The organism is Azospirillum oleiclasticum, from assembly GCF_013423485.1.
GTDB lineage: Bacteria > Pseudomonadota > Alphaproteobacteria > Azospirillales > Azospirillaceae > Azospirillum > Azospirillum oleiclasticum.
In genome coordinates this window covers 451,243-466,251 of sequence record NZ_JABFFR010000003.1, presented here as the reverse complement: position 1 = coordinate 466,251, position 15,009 = coordinate 451,243, and the positions used below count along the sequence as shown (strand labels likewise).

10 protein-coding genes are annotated in these 15,009 nt (G+C 71.8%); 5 read left to right on the top strand and 5 right to left on the bottom strand.

Annotation, left to right across the window (positions count from 1 at the left end):
* Window positions 1–6 precede the first annotated feature (6 nt).
* From HL658_RS07180 to HL658_RS07160, 5 genes are read left to right on the top strand one after another with little or no spacing between them, the layout of a single operon-like run.
* On the top strand, window positions 7–804 hold the full coding sequence (locus tag HL658_RS07180; RefSeq protein WP_180281226.1) for an ATP-binding cassette domain-containing protein: 798 nt from the start codon (window positions 7–9) through the stop codon (window positions 802–804).
* A complete protein-coding gene (locus tag HL658_RS07175) occupies window positions 801–1,580 on the top strand; it encodes an ABC transporter permease (RefSeq protein WP_180281225.1) in 780 nt (259 codons plus the stop codon). Before HL658_RS07180 ends, HL658_RS07175 begins: the two co-directional genes overlap by 4 nt.
* 53 nt (window positions 1,581–1,633) lie before the next feature.
* Complete coding sequence (gene xdhA, locus HL658_RS07170) at window positions 1,634–3,091, top strand: xanthine dehydrogenase small subunit (RefSeq protein ID WP_180281224.1); 1,458 nt, start codon at window positions 1,634–1,636, stop codon at window positions 3,089–3,091.
* Window positions 3,084–5,450, top strand: coding sequence for a xanthine dehydrogenase molybdopterin binding subunit (xdhB, locus tag HL658_RS07165; protein ID WP_180281223.1), 2,367 nt, complete (start codon window positions 3,084–3,086; stop codon window positions 5,448–5,450). Before xdhA ends, xdhB begins: the two co-directional genes overlap by 8 nt.
* Window positions 5,451–5,470: 20 nt before the next feature.
* Window positions 5,471–6,334, top strand: a complete 864-nt coding sequence (locus HL658_RS07160) for an urease accessory protein UreD (RefSeq protein ID WP_180281222.1) — start codon at window positions 5,471–5,473, stop codon at window positions 6,332–6,334.
* A 7-nt stretch (window positions 6,335–6,341) separates the two neighbouring features.
* On the opposite strand, the gene HL658_RS07155 is transcribed toward HL658_RS07160, so the two are convergent.
* From HL658_RS07155 to HL658_RS07135, 5 genes are all read right to left on the bottom strand, one after another.
* Window positions 6,342–7,955: a Na/Pi symporter gene (locus HL658_RS07155; RefSeq protein ID WP_180281221.1), complete on the bottom strand. Its 1,614-nt coding sequence runs from the start codon at window positions 7,953–7,955 to the stop codon at window positions 6,342–6,344.
* 5 nt (window positions 7,956–7,960) lie between these two features.
* Window positions 7,961–8,638, bottom strand: coding sequence for a hypothetical protein (locus HL658_RS07150; RefSeq protein ID WP_180281220.1), 678 nt, complete (start codon window positions 8,636–8,638; stop codon window positions 7,961–7,963).
* A 68-nt stretch (window positions 8,639–8,706) separates the two neighbouring features.
* Window positions 8,707–11,190, bottom strand: a complete 2,484-nt coding sequence (locus HL658_RS07145; RefSeq protein WP_180281219.1) for an O-linked N-acetylglucosamine transferase, SPINDLY family protein — start codon at window positions 11,188–11,190, stop codon at window positions 8,707–8,709.
* A gap of 113 nt (window positions 11,191–11,303) precedes the next feature.
* Window positions 11,304–12,878 (bottom strand): amidase, encoded by a 1,575-nt coding sequence (locus HL658_RS07140; protein ID WP_180281218.1) that lies wholly within the window; start codon window positions 12,876–12,878, stop codon window positions 11,304–11,306.
* A gap of 85 nt (window positions 12,879–12,963) precedes the next feature.
* On the bottom strand, window positions 12,964–14,892 hold the full coding sequence (locus HL658_RS07135; RefSeq protein ID WP_211109670.1) for a hybrid sensor histidine kinase/response regulator: 1,929 nt from the start codon (window positions 14,890–14,892) through the stop codon (window positions 12,964–12,966).
* Between the last annotated feature and the right edge of the window lie 117 nt (window positions 14,893–15,009).

Genomic DNA, 15,009 nt, shown 5'->3' with positions numbered 1-15,009 from the left:
ACGCACGTGCATCCCTTCGTGGAGCTGGACCGGGTGCGGCTTGCCTATGGCGGCGGCACGCTGGCGGTGGACGGGTTGTCGCTCAGTGTCGCGGCGGGGGAGTTCGCAGCGGTGGTCGGGCCGTCCGGCTGCGGCAAGTCGACCCTGATGAAGCTGGTCACCGGGCTGATGCCGCCGACCTCGGGCGGGGTCATCGTCGATGGGCACGAGGTGGCGGGGCCGCTGAAGATCGCCGGCATGGCGTTCCAGAACCCGACCCTGCTGCCCTGGCGCACGACGCTGGGCAACCTGATGCTGCCGTTGGAGATCGTGCAGCCGCACCGCGCCCGGCTGCGGCGGGAGCGCGCCGCCTACGACGCACAAGCGCGGGCACTGCTGGCCTCGGTCGGGCTGGCGGGGTTCGAGGGGCGGTTTCCCTGGCAGTTGTCGGGCGGCATGCAGCAGCGGGCCTCGCTGTGCCGGGCGCTGATCCACGAACCGAAGCTCCTGATGCTGGACGAGCCGTTCGGCGCGCTCGACGCCTTCACGCGGGAGGAGCTGTGGGCGGTGCTGCAAACCGTGTGGATGGAACGGCGTTTCACCACCATCCTGGTCACCCACGACCTGCGCGAGGCGGTCTATCTGGCCGACACCGTCTTCGTGATGTCGAGCCGGCCGGGCCGCGTCGTCTCCCGCTACGAGATCGACCTGCCGCGCCCGCGGACGCTGGAGACGACCTTCACGCCGGAGTTCGGGCGGCTGGTCCACGCGCTGCGTGACGAGATCAGCCGGGTGCGCCAGACCGCGGCGGAGGGAACGGCATGATGACGCGCAGGCGGCTTGAAACGGTGATGCCCTGGGCCGTGGTGGTCGGGCTGTTCGTCCTGTGGGAGCTGGTCTGCGTGGCGCTGGCGGTGCCGGATTTCGTGCTGCCCCGCCCGTCCGTGGTCTTCGTGGCGGTGGTCGATTACGCCGGGCCGCTGTGGCAGCACGCCAGCCACACCCTGTTCACCACCCTGGTCGGCTTCGCGCTGGCGGTGGCGGCCGGCGTGCTGCTGGGGCTGGCCGTGGGGTCGTCCACGCTGGTCTATCACGGGCTCTACCCGGTGCTGATCGGCTTCAACGCCATCCCGAAGGTGGCGATCGTGCCGGTGCTGGTGGTGTGGTTCGGCATCGGCACGGTGCCGGCCATCCTCACCGCCTTCCTGATCAGCTTCTTCCCCATCGCGGTCAACGTCGCCACCGGTCTCGCCACGCTGGAGCCGGAGCTGGAGGACGTGCTGCGCTCGCTGGGGGCCAGCAAGCGCGACATCCTGATCAAGGTCGGGCTGCCGCGCTCGCTGCCCTATTTCTTCGCGTCGCTGAAGGTGGCGGTCACGCTGGCCTTCGTCGGCTCGGTGATCGCGGAGACGGTCGCGTCGAACGAGGGCATCGGCTACCTGATGCTCCAGGCCAGCTCGCGCTTCCAGATCCCGCTGGTCTTCGCCGGGCTGCTGGTGATCGCCGCCATGGGCGTGGTGCTCTATTTCGCCTTCGCCGCCGTGGAGCGCCGCACCACCGGCTGGGCGACGCGGCGCACCGAGTTCGCGGGCGGGGGTTGAGCGGCGGTGCCGGCTTCTCCATGATGGGCGCAACGGGTGGGCGGAGAGGCGAGATGACGGACGCGCTGCGGTTCGTGCTGGGGGGCCGGGTGGTGGAGGTGCCGCAGGCGGACCCCGCCATGACCGTGCTCCAATGGCTGCGCGCCAACGGGCGCTGCGGCACGAAGGAGGGCTGTGCGGAGGGCGACTGCGGCGCCTGCACCGTGGTGCTGGGCGAGCTGGACGGCGGCGGCCACCATCTGCGCTACCGCGCGGTCAACGCCTGCATCCTGTTCCTGCCGCAGATCGACGGCAAGCTGCTGGTCACGGTGGAGGATCTGGCCGACGGGCCGGAGCTGCACCCGGTGCAGCGGGCGATGATGGAGAACCACGCCTCCCAATGCGGCTTCTGCACGCCGGGCTTCGTGATGGCGCTGTTCGCCCTGCACCGGACGGGTGGGGGTACGGACGATGACACCATCCACGACGCGCTGGCCGGCAACCTCTGCCGGTGCACCGGCTACCGCCCGATCCTCGACGCCGCCCGCAGCCTGCCGCCGAAGGACCCGGCGACCGACCGCTTCGATCGGGCGGAGGGCGGTCTGGCGACGCTGCTGCGCTCCATCGCGCGGCCCGACGCGCTGACCGTCTCGGGTCAGGGCCGGGTGCTGCACCAGCCGAAGACCCTGGCCGACCTGTCGGCGCTGGTCCTGGCCCACCCAAAGGCGACGATCCTGGCCGGCGGCACCGACGTGGGGCTGTGGGTCACCAAGCATCTGCGCACCCTGCCGGAGGTGATCCACCTCGCCGAGGTGGCCGAACTGCGCACGCTGGTGGAGGGGGAGGACCGGCTGGACGTGGGAGCGGCCGTCACCTACACGGCGCTCCTGCCGGTGCTGGAGCGGCGGCTTCCGGCGTTGGCGGCGCTGGTGCGGCGGATCGGGGCGGCGCAGGTGCGCAACTCCGGCACGCTGGGCGGCAACGTCGCCAACGGATCCCCCATCGGCGACAGCATGCCGGCGCTGCTGGCGCTGGGGGCGGAGCTGGTGCTGCACCGCGACGGCCAGCGGCGCACCGTGGCGCTGGAGGATTTCTACCTCGGCTACCGCCGCAGCGACCTGCGCGAAGGGGAGTTCCTTGAGCGGGTGCTGATCCCGTACCCGCGGCCGGGAGACGTCTTCGCCACCTGGAAGGTGTCCAAGCGCCGCGACCAGGACATCTCCGCCGTCTGCGCCGCCTTCCGGCTGACGCTGGCCGAGGATGGCACGGTGGCGGAGTTCCGGGCCGGCTATGGCGGCATGGCGGCCACCCCGGCGCGCGCCCGCGCGCTGGAGGCGGCCTTGACCGGCGGGTCGTGGAGCGAGGCCGCGGTCACGGCGGCCTTGCCGGCGCTGGACGCCGACTTCACGCCCTTGTCCGACATGCGGGCAAGCGACCGCTACCGCGCCGCCGTCGCCCGCAACCTCGTGCTCCGCTTCCTCCGCCACACGGGCGGCGAGGAGGCCTACGCGCTGGAGACCGCCCATGCCTGACACGGCCCTGCCCCCCGTGGCGCGCCCGATCCGCGGTGGCGTGCACGCGGCCCTCCAGCACGAGAGTGCCGCCGGGCACGTCACCGGTGCGGCCCGCTACATCGACGATCTGCCGGAGCTGCCGGGCACGCTGCACGCCGCCGTGCGCCTGTCCGACAAGCCGCACGCCCGCATCGTCGGGGTGGACGCCGGGCCGGCGCGGCTGGCGCCCGGTGTGGCCGTCGTGCTGACGGCGGACGACGTGCCGGGGGAGCTGGACATCGGTGCCGTGATGCCGGGCGACCCGGTGTTGGCGTCCGGCCTGGTGGAGTATGCCGGTCAGGCCGTCGTGGCGGTGGCCGCCGACAGCATGATGAGGGCGCGCGCCGCGGCGAAGCTGGTCGAGGTGTATTACGAGGAGCTGCCGGCGATCCTGACCGCCGAACAGGCGCTGGAAGCCGGGGCGATGGTCTCGCCCCCCATCACCATGGCGCGCGGCGACGCGGCGGCGGCGGTGTCCGCGGCGCCGCACCGGCTGACCGGCACGCTGGAGATCGGCGGCCAGGACCATTTCTACCTGGAAAGCCACATCGCCTACGCCATCCCGCGCGACGACGGGGATTTGCTCGTCCACTCCTCCACCCAGCACCCGTCGGAGGTGCAGCACGCGGTCGCCAAGGTGCTGGGCATCCCCATGCACAGCGTGGCGGTGGAGTGCCGGCGCATGGGCGGCGGCTTCGGCGGCAAGGAGAGCCAGCCGGCGCAGATCGCCTGCATCGCCGCCCTTCTGGCGCGGGCCACCGGGCGGCCGGTCAAGTTCCGGCTGGACCGCGACGACGACATGCTGATGACCGGCAAGCGCCACGACTTCCACGTCCGCTACGACGTGGGGTTCGACGCCGATGGGCGCATACGGGGGCTGGAGATGGATCTGGCCGGGCGCTGCGGCATGTCGCTGGACCTGTCCAACGGCGTGGTCGACCGCGCCATGTTCCACGCCGACAACGCTTATTTCCTGCCCGCCGCCCGGGTGACCGGGCACCGCTGCAAGACGCACACGGTGTCCAACACCGCTTTCCGCGGCTTCGGCGGGCCGCAGGGCATGGCCGCCATCGAGCATGTGGTGGACGAGATCGCCCGCAGCCTGGGCAAGGACCCGCTTGCGGTTCGGCGCGCCAACCTCTACGGCGGCGGCCTGGGCGGCAGTCCGGGCCGCGATACCACCCATTACGGCATGCGGGTGTCCGAACCCGACCTGCTGGCCGAGTTGATCGACGAGATCGAGCGCAGCAGCGACTACCGGCGGCGCCGGGAGGGGATCGCCGCCTTCAACGCTGCCAACAGTGTGCTGAAGAAGGGTCTGGCGCTCACCCCGGTGAAGTTCGGCATCTCCTTCACCGTCAAGCATCTGAACCAGGCCTCGGCGCTGGTGCATGTCTACACCGACGGGTCGGTGCAGGTGAACCATGGCGGCACCGAGATGGGGCAGGGCATCCACACCAAGATCGCGCAGATCGTGGCGGAGGAGTTCCAGATCGACATCGACCGCGTGCGGGTGACGGCCTCCACCACCGAGAAGGTGCCGAACGCCCCGCCCACGGCGGCGTCCGCCGGCACCGACCTGAACGGCCACGCCGCCCGGCTGGCGGCGCGCGCGATCCGCAACCGGCTGACCGATTGGGTCGCCGGGCATTGCAAGGTCGGGGCGGAGGCGGTGATGTTCCGCGACAACGCGGTGTTCGCCGGCAACCACGCCATGGGCTTCGCCGAGCTGGCGAAGAAGGCCCATCTCGACCGTGTGCACCTGTCCGCCACCGGCCATTACACGACGCCCAAGATCTGGTGGGACCGCGAGAAGGGGCGCGGCCATCCCTTCTTCTACTTCGCCTGCGGCGTGGCGGTGGCGGAGGCGGTCATCGACACGCTGACCGGCGAGTACCGCTTCCCGCGCGTCGATCTGCTGCACGACTGTTCCGGCTCCATCAACCCGGCCATCGACCTGGGGCAGGTGGAGGGCGCCTTCGTCCAGGGGCTGGGCTGGCTGACCTCGGAGGAGCTGTGGTGGGACGGACAGGGGCGGCTGCGCACCCACGCCCCCAGCACCTACAAGATCCCGACCTCCCGTTGCCTGCCCGAGGATTTCCGCGTCCGCCTGTTCGACGCCCGCCCCAACCGGGAGGAGACCATCCACCGCTCCAAGGCGGTGGGCGAGCCACCGCTGATGCTGGCGCTGTCGGGCTGGCTGGCGTTGAAGGACGCGGTGGCCGCGGTGGGCGACCACCGGGTGCCGGTGCGCCTCGACGCCCCGGCGACGCCGGAGCGGGTGCTGCTGGCGGTGGAGGCGGTGCGGGCGGCGGCAAAAGCGGCGGGAGCCGCGTGACACAACGGGATTGCCGGGACATGTCCGAAGCACTCGCACCGCCGCGCGCGGGCGAAACGAAGAAGGTCGCCGTGCACGGCGCCGCGGAGATCCGGTTCGAGCGGCGGGACGGGGCGACCCGGCTCGCCACGCTGTACCACCACGACCCGCTGCGCTGGCTGATGCCGACGCCGCGGGTGGGGGACCTGCCGAACGCGGTGCTGGTCACCACCTCGGGCGGGCTGGTCGGCGGCGACCGGCTGGATCTCGCCGTGTCGGCCGGGCCGGGGGCTGCGGCGCTGGTCACCAGCCAGGCCGCGGAGAAGGTCTACCGCTCCACCGGGGCCGACTGCCGCATCGACACGGCCGTGACGGTGGAGGCGGGGGGCTGGCTGGAGTGGATGCCGCAGGAGGCCATCGTCTTCGACGGCTCGCGCCTGCGCCGCTCCACCCGGCTCGACCTGCACGAGGACGCGCGGGCGCTGGCCGGGGAGATGCTGGTGTTCGGCCGCGCCGCCCATGGCGAGCGGCTGACCCGCGGGCTGGTGCGCGATGCGTGGGAGGTGGCGGTGGACGGCCGGCTGGTCTGGGCCGACGCGCTGCATCTGGATGGCGACCTCGCCGCCACCATCGCCCACCCCGCCGCCTTCGACGGGGCCGGGGCCGTCGCCACGCTGCTGCTGGCCGGGCCGGGGGCGCCGGATCATCGCGACGCCGCGCGCGCGGTGATGGAGGGGTTGGCCGGCGTGCGTGCCGGGGCCAGCGTGGTCGATGGGCTGCTGGTCATGCGGGTGCTGGGGAGCGACGCACGGCACGTACGGCGCGCGTACGCCGCCCTGTGGAGCGCGCTCCGCTCGGCCGCGGCCGGCCTGCCGGCGCGGCTGCCGCGGCTCTGGGAAATTTAGGCGGGGTTCAGCCGGTCTCCTCCCCACCCTCCGGCCGCAGCAGCAGGGCGTAGCGGCGGATCAGCCAGACGTGGCGCTCGAACAGGATCGTCATGGCGAACAGCGCCTGCTGCACGGGGTAGGGCGGCGGGGTCTCCGACCGCAGGAGCGTGCGGCGGATGCGCTCCATCAGCTCGGCGCGGTCGGCGGTCAGGTGGATCAGCAGATCGATCGACTCCGCTTCCGGGTGGGCGGCGGCCTCCGCCAAGGTGAGCAGCAGGGCGTGCAGGCTCTCCACGAGGTTGCCGGTGAGCGGCTGGGCGCGCACCTCGGGCGGGGCGGCGGCGATGGTCCGGACCAGCTCATGCACGCTGTCGTTCAGGGAGACGACGATCTCCTGCCGGGTCTTCACCAGCACGCCACGCTCCAGCGCGCCGCGCGACAGGGGCGCGTCCAGCAGCTCGGTCAGGAAGGAGTCGATGACGCGGGCGACGCTGCCGGTCGCGGCGTGCAGCTCGTCCGGCGGGACCGGCTGCGCGGCCGGCGGCTCCGCGCGTACACTGTCGAGATAGTCCGGCAGGTGGCGGATCAGCCGCTCCTGTTCCCGCTCGACCAACGGCAGGGCGCTTTCGGCGTCCACCAGCGCCTGATCGTAGAGGAAGGCGGGGCGCGACAGCACCTCGACCCGGCTGGCCGGCAGCAGCCGGTCGAACAGGCGCGCCAGCGGCCCGTAGACAGGGGCCAGCACCAGCGCCGGGACGAGCTGGCAGAGCAGATACACCGCGGCGGCGCGGTGGGCGAGGTCGGGGACGTGGCCGTCGATGGCGTGGCGCAGCAGCGGCACGCCCTGGTGCGATTCGATCAGGAACAGGGGCAGCAGGATGGCGACGCCGACCGCCTTGAACAGCGCCTGGAACACGGCGAGTTGGCGCGGCGTGCCCTCCAGGTTCCCGGCCATCAGCCAGGTGGTGGCGCCGGAGCCGAGGCTGGCACCCAGCACCAGCAGGATCGTCGCCTCCTCCCCGAACAGGCCGGCCGACGCCATGGTGACGGCCAGGACGGACACGGTGGCGGAGGATTGCGCCACCATGGCGACGGCGGCGCCGATCAGCACCAGCAGCGCCTCCGACGAGGCGGCGAAGCGCAGGGCGGACTGCACCATCGCCAGCTCGCGCAAGGGGGCCGCCCCGCCCTTCATCAGTTGCAGGCCGAGGAAGAGGATGCCGAGCCCCAGCAGCGCCCCCACCAGATGCCGCCAGCGGGCCGAGCTGTCGAGGTCGAAGTAATGGCAGAGGCCGGTGACGCCCAGCAGATACAGCACGGCCAGCCGCAGATCGACCACCGCCAGGATCACCAGCACCGAGGTGCCGAGATTGGCCCAGGCGACCAGCGGCATGGCGCGCCGCACCGTCAGCGCCCCGGCGGAGATGAGGTTGATGACGATGAAGGTGGCGGCGTTGGTGCTCTGCGTCAGCACCCCCAGCGCGGTGCCGGCCAGCGCGGCGGTCAGCGGATTGCCGGTGGCGCGCGCCACCAGCGCGCGGAAGCGGCGGCCCACCATGTGTTGGAGGTTGCGGCCGATCAGCTTCACGCCGGTGAAGAACAGGCCGAGTCCGCCGAACAGGGAAGCGACGATCTCCACCGGTCTCAGCCCGCCCGCGCGCCGCGCACGAGGATGACGCCGATCAGCGCCAGCCCGGCCAGCAGGCTGGCGAGCGACACCGCGCGCAGGGTGGCGTAGCGGTCCGCCGCTTGCGCCTGCTGCTCCATCCGGACGGCGGCGGCGCGCCGTCGCAAGGCTTCGGCCAGCCCGTCGATGCCCTGGTCGAGCGGCCGGTCGATGCCGCGCACAGCCGTGTCCACCGCGCGTACGCTGGCCGGGTCGGCGCGGTCGAACAGCGGCAGGGCGCCGCGGTAGCGCGCCGCCAGGGTGGCGTGGTCGGCCAACAGCCGTTCCGGCGTCGCGGCGTCGATGTCGAGGGTGGCGGCGTCGTCCTTCAGCGTGGCGAGCGCCCGCGCGACCGCGCGCTCCTGCTCCTCGAAGCGTCGGAGGAAACGGTCGAACTCCACGGGATCACCGCCGCGCAGCAGGATGTTCTTCCACTCCTGCACCTGGATCTTGAAGGCGACCTGCGCGGTGCGCGCGGTGTCCAGCGCCGTTTCCAGCCGGGCCTCCATGGCCTGCTCCGCCATGTCGCTGTCGCGCTCGTGCTGGATGGCGAACAGCCCGATCAGCCCGTTCACCAGGAACACCGCGATCAACGCGCCGCCCAGCGCCGCGATCGGGCGCCGCCGCCTCGGCGATGCCGCCACCCTCTCCGCCATGCCCCGCCTCCGTCACCCCTGCGCAGGGTCTATCGAAGCCATTGTTGGTCAGGCAAGTGACGGTCCTGTTACAGTTTGGTGGAAGCCCGGCACCAGCGCCGCCACAGGTTGCGGTAGGCGTCCTCGACCGCGCGGGTGTACTGGGCGAAGTCGCCGACGGGCGAGGCGGCGAAGTGCCGGCGCAGCCCGGCGCGCAGCGGTGCCAGCGCCGCGGGGTCGGCGGCCTTGGCGGTGGCGATGGCGATGTACGCGTCCTCGTCCGTCGCCACCCAGTCGCCCATGCCCAGGCTGGCTTCGATGGCGCCGGCAACGCGTCCCGGCGGCTTGCGGTCGAGCAGCGTGACCACCGGCACCCCCATCCACAGCGATTCCATCGTCGTGATGCCGCCGCCGAGCGGGAAGGGGTCGAGGGCGATGTCCACTTGGCCGTACGCGGCGAGATGGTCGGCGTGCGCGCTGCCGCCGAGAAGCCGCAGCCGCTCCGGGTCCACGCCGTGGGCCGCGAAGGCGCTGTGCAGGCGCTCCCGCTCCGCCGGATCGCCGAGCGCCTTGTCCTTCAGCAGCAGCGCCGTGCCGGGGCAGGCGCGCAGCAGCCGCGCCCACAGCGCGATCACCGGCGGCGTCACCTTGGACAGCCGGTTCAGGCAGCCGAAGGTGATCCGCCCGCTGGCCTGCGACGGCGGTGCCACCACCGGCGGCGCGTAGGAGGGCGCCTCGAAGCCGATGCAGCAGGGCAGGTCCCAGACCTGTTCCATGAACAGATGGCGTTCGGCCGCCGGGATGGTGACGGTGTCGGAGAAGACGGCGTCCATCGTCTCCAGCCCGATGCCGTGCGGGTGCGTCCAGCCGCTGAGCTGCACCGGGGCCGGCCGGCGGGCAAACACCGCCAGCCGGTTGCCGGAGGAATGGCCGGACATGTCGACCAGCACGTCGATGCCGTCGGCGCGGATCCGCTCGGCCAGCGCCTCGTCGCCGAGACCGGCCGTGTCCCGCCACAGCGTCGCCATCATGCGGAACTCGCGCGTCATCGCGTCCTCGACCGTGACGCCGGAGTAGCAGACGACCTCGAAGCGGGAACGGTCGAGCAGCCGCAGCACCGGCCCGAAGGCGAAGGCGGCGGAGTTGACACGGAAATCGGCCGAGACATGGCCGACGCGCAGCCGTCGCTCCGGGTCCGGATCGTTGCGCAGCGGCCGGCGCACGGCGCGGAGCGGCACGGCGTGGCGCTCGTTGAAGCGCCGCCGCTCGGCCTGGAGGTCGGCGGTCGTGGCGGTGCTGTCGAAATCCATGGTGAAGATCAGGTCGGAGTGCGTCTCCGTCCAGCCCGGATCGACGGCCAGCGCACGGCGGTAGGCGGTCAGCGCCTCTGACACCCGCCCGATATCCTTCAGCGTCAGGCCGAGGTTGGCGTATTGGGTGCGGTCGTCCGGCCGGAGGACCGCGGCAGCGGCGAGGCTGCGCAGCGCGTCCGTCGGCCGCCCGGCGCGGAGCTGCGCCATGCCCAGATTGCCGTACGCTTCGGGAAACGCCGGGCGGCGGGCCAGGGCGGCGCGGTAGGCGGCCTGCGCCGCGCCAAACAGGCGCCGGGCCTGGAGCGCGTTGCCGAGCGCCAGATGATGGTCGGCGTTCGCCGGGTCCAGCGCTACTGCCCGTTGCGCCAGCTGCAGCGAGGCGTCGAGCCGCGCAAGCTCGCCAAACGCGGTGCCCAGATTGACCAGCGCCTCCGGAAGGGCCGGGGCGAGGGCGAGCGCCCGCCGGTGGCCGGCGGCGGCCTCGGCCGTGCGGCCGGCGCGCTGGTGGAGCAGCGCCAGCGCCGCGTGGGCGTGCGCGTGGTCCGGGGTGCCGGCAATGGCGCGGCGCAGGGGGGCGGCGTCGGTGGTGACGGTGCCCAGCGCGTACAGCGCATCGGCGTGCCCCGGAACGGTGGCGAGCGCACGGCGCAGGGCGCGCGCGGCCTCGGCCGGCCGGCCCAGCCGGTTCAGCGCAAGCCCCTGCTCCAGATGCGCCGCGGCCAGCTCCGGTTGCCGCCGCGCCGCGTCGGCGAAGCCCGCCGCGGCGTCCGCGGTATGGCCGGAGTCGCGGTCGGCGACGGCAAGGTTGAAGCGCAGTTCGGTGGACTCCGGGCGTAGCGCCAGCGCCTCCCGGTATAGGCGCGCGGCCACGGCGGGCGTTCCACCATCCAGCGCCCGGTCGGCCGCGGCGACCAGCGCGCGCGCGAGCCGGTCGGCGGTATCCGCGTGCGCCGGGATCAGCCGGTGCGCCGCGCGCAGTGCGGGCAACGTGTCGGCCCCGCAACCGGTGGCGTCCAGCAGGGCGGCGAGGTTGCGGTGGTGGTCGGCCATGGCGGGGGCGAGCGCCACCGCTTCCCGCAGCAACCGCAGGGCGGGACCGCCGCGCCCCGTCTGCCCGCACAGCACGCCCAGCAGATGCCGCGCGTTCGCCTCGTCCGGCACCGCGGCGAGGATGCGTCGGTACAACGTCTCCGCCTCCACCACACGGCCGGCGCCGTGGTGGTCGAGCGCGATGGACAGGGCTTCGGCGACGCTGGCCATCGGTGCGAGGACTCCGGGGTGGGACAGGCGGGACCAGACTGCCCGGAAGCCCCGGCCCGCGCCATCCCTTTCGATTACGTCCCCTCCTGCTTCACCGGCCGGTCCTGCCGGCCTCAGGCGCAGTGGATCGGCGGGTGACGGTCGTCGAACGGCGTCGCTGCTTCGAAGGCGAGCGCCATGCGAAGGAGCAGCGCTTCCTGGAAATGGTCGCCGACGATCTGCAGCCCGATGGGCAGGCCCTTCGAATCGAAACCGCAGGGAACGACCACCGACGGCAGGGCGGTGTAGCTGAAGGGGATGGTGAACTGCCGGCCGCGGCCGTAATCCTGCGCCGATGCCTTGAGCAACGGAGCGGTGGAGGGCAGGGCCGGGGTGAGCAGGGCATCCATCTGACGGAAGGCGGCCTTCACCTCCGCGATCACGCCGGGGCGTTCGCGGATGCGCTGTTCGTAGGTCTCCTTCGCCACCTTCGAGCCGACATCGATGTTGCTCTGCACGATCGGGCCGTAGAGATCCTTGGCGTTCGGCGTGTTGCGGTACTGGTCGCCCAGGATCTGGTTGAACTCGTACAGCAGCACGTCGCTGAACAGCTTGGAATAGTCGAGCTTTCCTTCCAGCGGGGCGATCTCGACCTCGGTGATCCGGGCGCCGAGCTGGGCCAGCGTGTCGGCGGCGGCCCGCACCGCGTCGGCGACGGGCTGGTCGACGTCGCGGTAGGTGTAGTTCTTGACGATGCCGAAGGTCAGGCCCTTCACGCCGCCGTCGAGGCTGTCGGCGTAGCGCGCGTGGGGCTGGGCGAAGGAGGAGTTGGGATCGCGCGGGTCATAGCCGGCCATGGCGTCCAGCATCACGGCCAGATCGCGCACGTTGCGCGCCAGCGGCCCCGCCGTGTCGAGCGACAGAGAGCGCGGGAACAGCCCGGCCAGACTGACCAGCCCGGCGGTCGGCCGGATGCCGGTGATGCCGCACCAGCTTGCGGGCACGCGGATCGAGCCGCCGGTGTCGGACCCCGTGCCGCCCAGTCCGACCCCCGCCGCGAGCATGGCTCCGGTGCCGCTCGACGAACCGCCGGGCGAGTGATCGAGCGACCAGGGATTGTGGGTGTCGCCGAACTCCGTGTTGGTTCCGGACACGCCGGCGGCGAACTCGTTCATGTTGGTCTTGCCAAGGATGACCACGCCGGCCTCCCTCAGCTTGCGGATGGTGGTGGCGTCCTCCGTCGCCATCCGGTCGCGGAAGGCCTTGGAGCCGACGGTGGTCGGCAGCCCCTTCATGTCGTAGAGGTCCTTCACCACGATGGGGATGCCGTGCAGCGGCCCGCGGTCCCTGCCGGACGCCAGTTCGCGGTCGCGCTCCCGCGCCGTCTCCAGCGCCGCGTCGCGGGTCTGGAGGATGAAGGCGTTCAGCTTCGGTTCGAGACGGTCGATGCAGTCGTAGCAGCGCCGGGTGAAGTCCTCCACCGTCAGGGAGCCGTTGCGGATGCGTTGGCCCGCCTCCGCGATGGAGCCGGGCATGACGGCTGCGTTCTTCGGTTCGGCTGTGGGCTTCGAGGATTGCGCCATGGCGGGCGCCGCGGCGATGCCGGTCACCGCTGCCGCGGCTCCGGCGATGGCGGTGCGGTTGATGAAGTCACGGCGTGACAGGTGGTCGGTTCCGGTCGGGTGCCGGTTCGCCCCGGTCTCGGTCATTGCGGTCTCCTCCTCCTGTGTTGACGCTTTTAAGGCGAAAACAGTATCGGATTATGAGTCGTAATGAACCGCTTTCCGAGACGATCTACTCCAATGCGTTCCCACCGGCCCGCAGCGACTTCAGCCGCTCGGCCAGTTCGGACCAGCGGTAGGGTTTGGTGATGAAGGCGGCGTTGGCGAGGCCGGCGAGTTGGGGGGAGGTGGCGGGGATCGGGTAGCCGGAGGCGAGGATGACCTGGAGCCTTGGGCGCAGGCGGCAGGCTTCGCGCGCCAGATCCAGGCCGTTGATGCCGGCGGGCATGACGACGTCGGTGAACAGCACGTCGATGCTGTCCGGGCGCTTCAGCACATCCAGCGCTGCGGCACCGTCGGTGGCGGTCAGGACCGAATAGCCCAGCGCGTGGAACAGCTCCACGGCGATCTCCAGCACCTCCGGCTCGTCCTCCACCACCAGCACGGTGCCATAGCCCCCGAACGCGGCGCCGTGTTCGGGCGCGTCGTCGGCGTTCACGACCCCCTCGCCCAGCGGCAGGTAGAGGCTGACCGTGGTGCCCTGGCCAACGGTGCTGGCGATCTCCATCTGGCCGTTGGACTGGCGCACGAAGCCGTAGACCTGGCTGAGGCCGAGGCCGGTGCCGCGCCCCATCTCCTTGGTGGTGAAGAAGGGTTCCAGCACCCGCTCGACGATCTCGGGCGCGATGCCGGTGCCGCTGTCGGTGACATGGACGGCGACGAAGTGGCCGGGCTTCACTCCCCAGCCCTCGGCGCGCTCGGCGTCCACCTCCAAAAGGCCCGACGCGACCGTCAGCCGGCCGCCGTCGGGCATGGCGTCGCGGGCGTTGACCACGAGGTTGAGCAGGGCCGCCTCGAACTGCGGCGCGTCGATCTCCACCGGGGTGGGACGGTGGACGAGATCCACCCGCAAGGCCACCGCCTCGCCGCAGGCGCGGCGCAGGATCGGCTCGAAGCCGCGGATCAGCGTGTTGACGTCGTGGCTGGCTGGGGTCAGCGCCTGCCGGCGGGCGAAGGCGAGGAGCTGCTGGGTCAGCCTGGCGCCGCGCTCCGCCGCGCGGTGGGCGTTGTCCACCAGCCGCAGGTCGCGCGCATCCTTGGCGCGCCGGCGCAGCAGATCCAGGCTGTTGACGATCACCGTCAGAAGATTGTTGAAGTCGTGCGCGATGCCGCCGGTGAGCTGGCCCAGCGCCTCCATCTTCTGCGACTGGAACAGCGCGATGCGCGCCTCCTCCAGCGCCTCCCGGGTGCGGCGCTGCTCGGTGATGTCGCGGGTGATCTTCGCGAAGCCGATCAGGTCGCCGCTCTCGTTGCGGATCGCGTCGATGACGACGCTGGCGTAGAAGCGGGTGCCGTCCTTGCGGACGCGCCAGCCCTCGGTCTCGTAGCGGCCCTCGCGGCGCGCGGTGTCGAGGCTGTGGGCGGGGGCGCCGGCCGCGCGGTCCTCTTCCGGGTAGAAGCGGGAGAAATGCTGGCCGACGATCTCGTCGGCCGTGTAACCTTTCATGCGCTCCGCGCCGGCGTTCCAGTTGGTGACCCGGCCATCGGTGTCCAGCAGATAGATGGAATAGTCGATCACCCCCTGCACCAGCAGCCGGAACCGCTCCTCGCTCAGGCGCAGCGCCGCCTCGGCCTCAAACCGCTCGGTGATGTCGCGGGTGATCTTGGCGAAGCCGAGATGCGCGCCGTTCTCGTCGCGGATGGTGTCGACCACCACGCTGGCACGGAAGCGGCTGCCGTCCTTGCGGACGCGCCAGCCCTCCGTCTGGTAGCGCCCTTCCTTGAAGGCCTTCGCCAGCATGCGCTGCGGCAGCCCGTCGCGCCGGTCCTCCGCCGGGAAGAAATGGGAGAAGTGTTCGCCGATGATCTCGTCGGGGCTGTAACCCTTCAGTCGTTGCGCGCCAGGGTTCCAGCTGACCACGTAACCTTGCGGATCCAGCATGTAGATGGCGTAGTCGTGGATGCTATCGACGAGAAGCTGGAACCGCCTTTCGCCGGACAACTGGATTGGAGCGGCACCGGCGGGCAAAGTATCCAAAACTGATCTCCGGAAGGCCGCGCTGTCGGCACGACGCAGACATCGAATAGTTGACCCGGCGATTGCAGAACGTCAATCGCC

Excerpts from the sequence above, each read along its gene's own strand:
- HL658_RS07175 (WP_180281225.1), top strand. The coding sequence starts at position 801 with ATGATGACGCGCAGGCGGCTTGAAACGGTGATGCCCTGGGCCGTGGTG.
- xdhA (WP_180281224.1), top strand. The coding sequence starts at position 1,634 with ATGACGGACGCGCTGCGGTTCGTGCTGGGGGGCCGGGTGGTGGAGGTG.
- xdhB (WP_180281223.1), top strand. The coding sequence starts at position 3,084 with ATGCCTGACACGGCCCTGCCCCCCGTGGCGCGCCCGATCCGCGGTGGC.
- HL658_RS07160 (WP_180281222.1), top strand. The coding sequence starts at position 5,471 with ATGTCCGAAGCACTCGCACCGCCGCGCGCGGGCGAAACGAAGAAGGTC.
- HL658_RS07150 (WP_180281220.1), bottom strand. The coding sequence starts at position 8,638 with ATGGCGGAGAGGGTGGCGGCATCGCCGAGGCGGCGGCGCCCGATCGCG.
- HL658_RS07145 (WP_180281219.1), bottom strand. The coding sequence starts at position 11,190 with ATGGCCAGCGTCGCCGAAGCCCTGTCCATCGCGCTCGACCACCACGGC.
- HL658_RS07140 (WP_180281218.1), bottom strand. The coding sequence starts at position 12,878 with ATGACCGAGACCGGGGCGAACCGGCACCCGACCGGAACCGACCACCTG.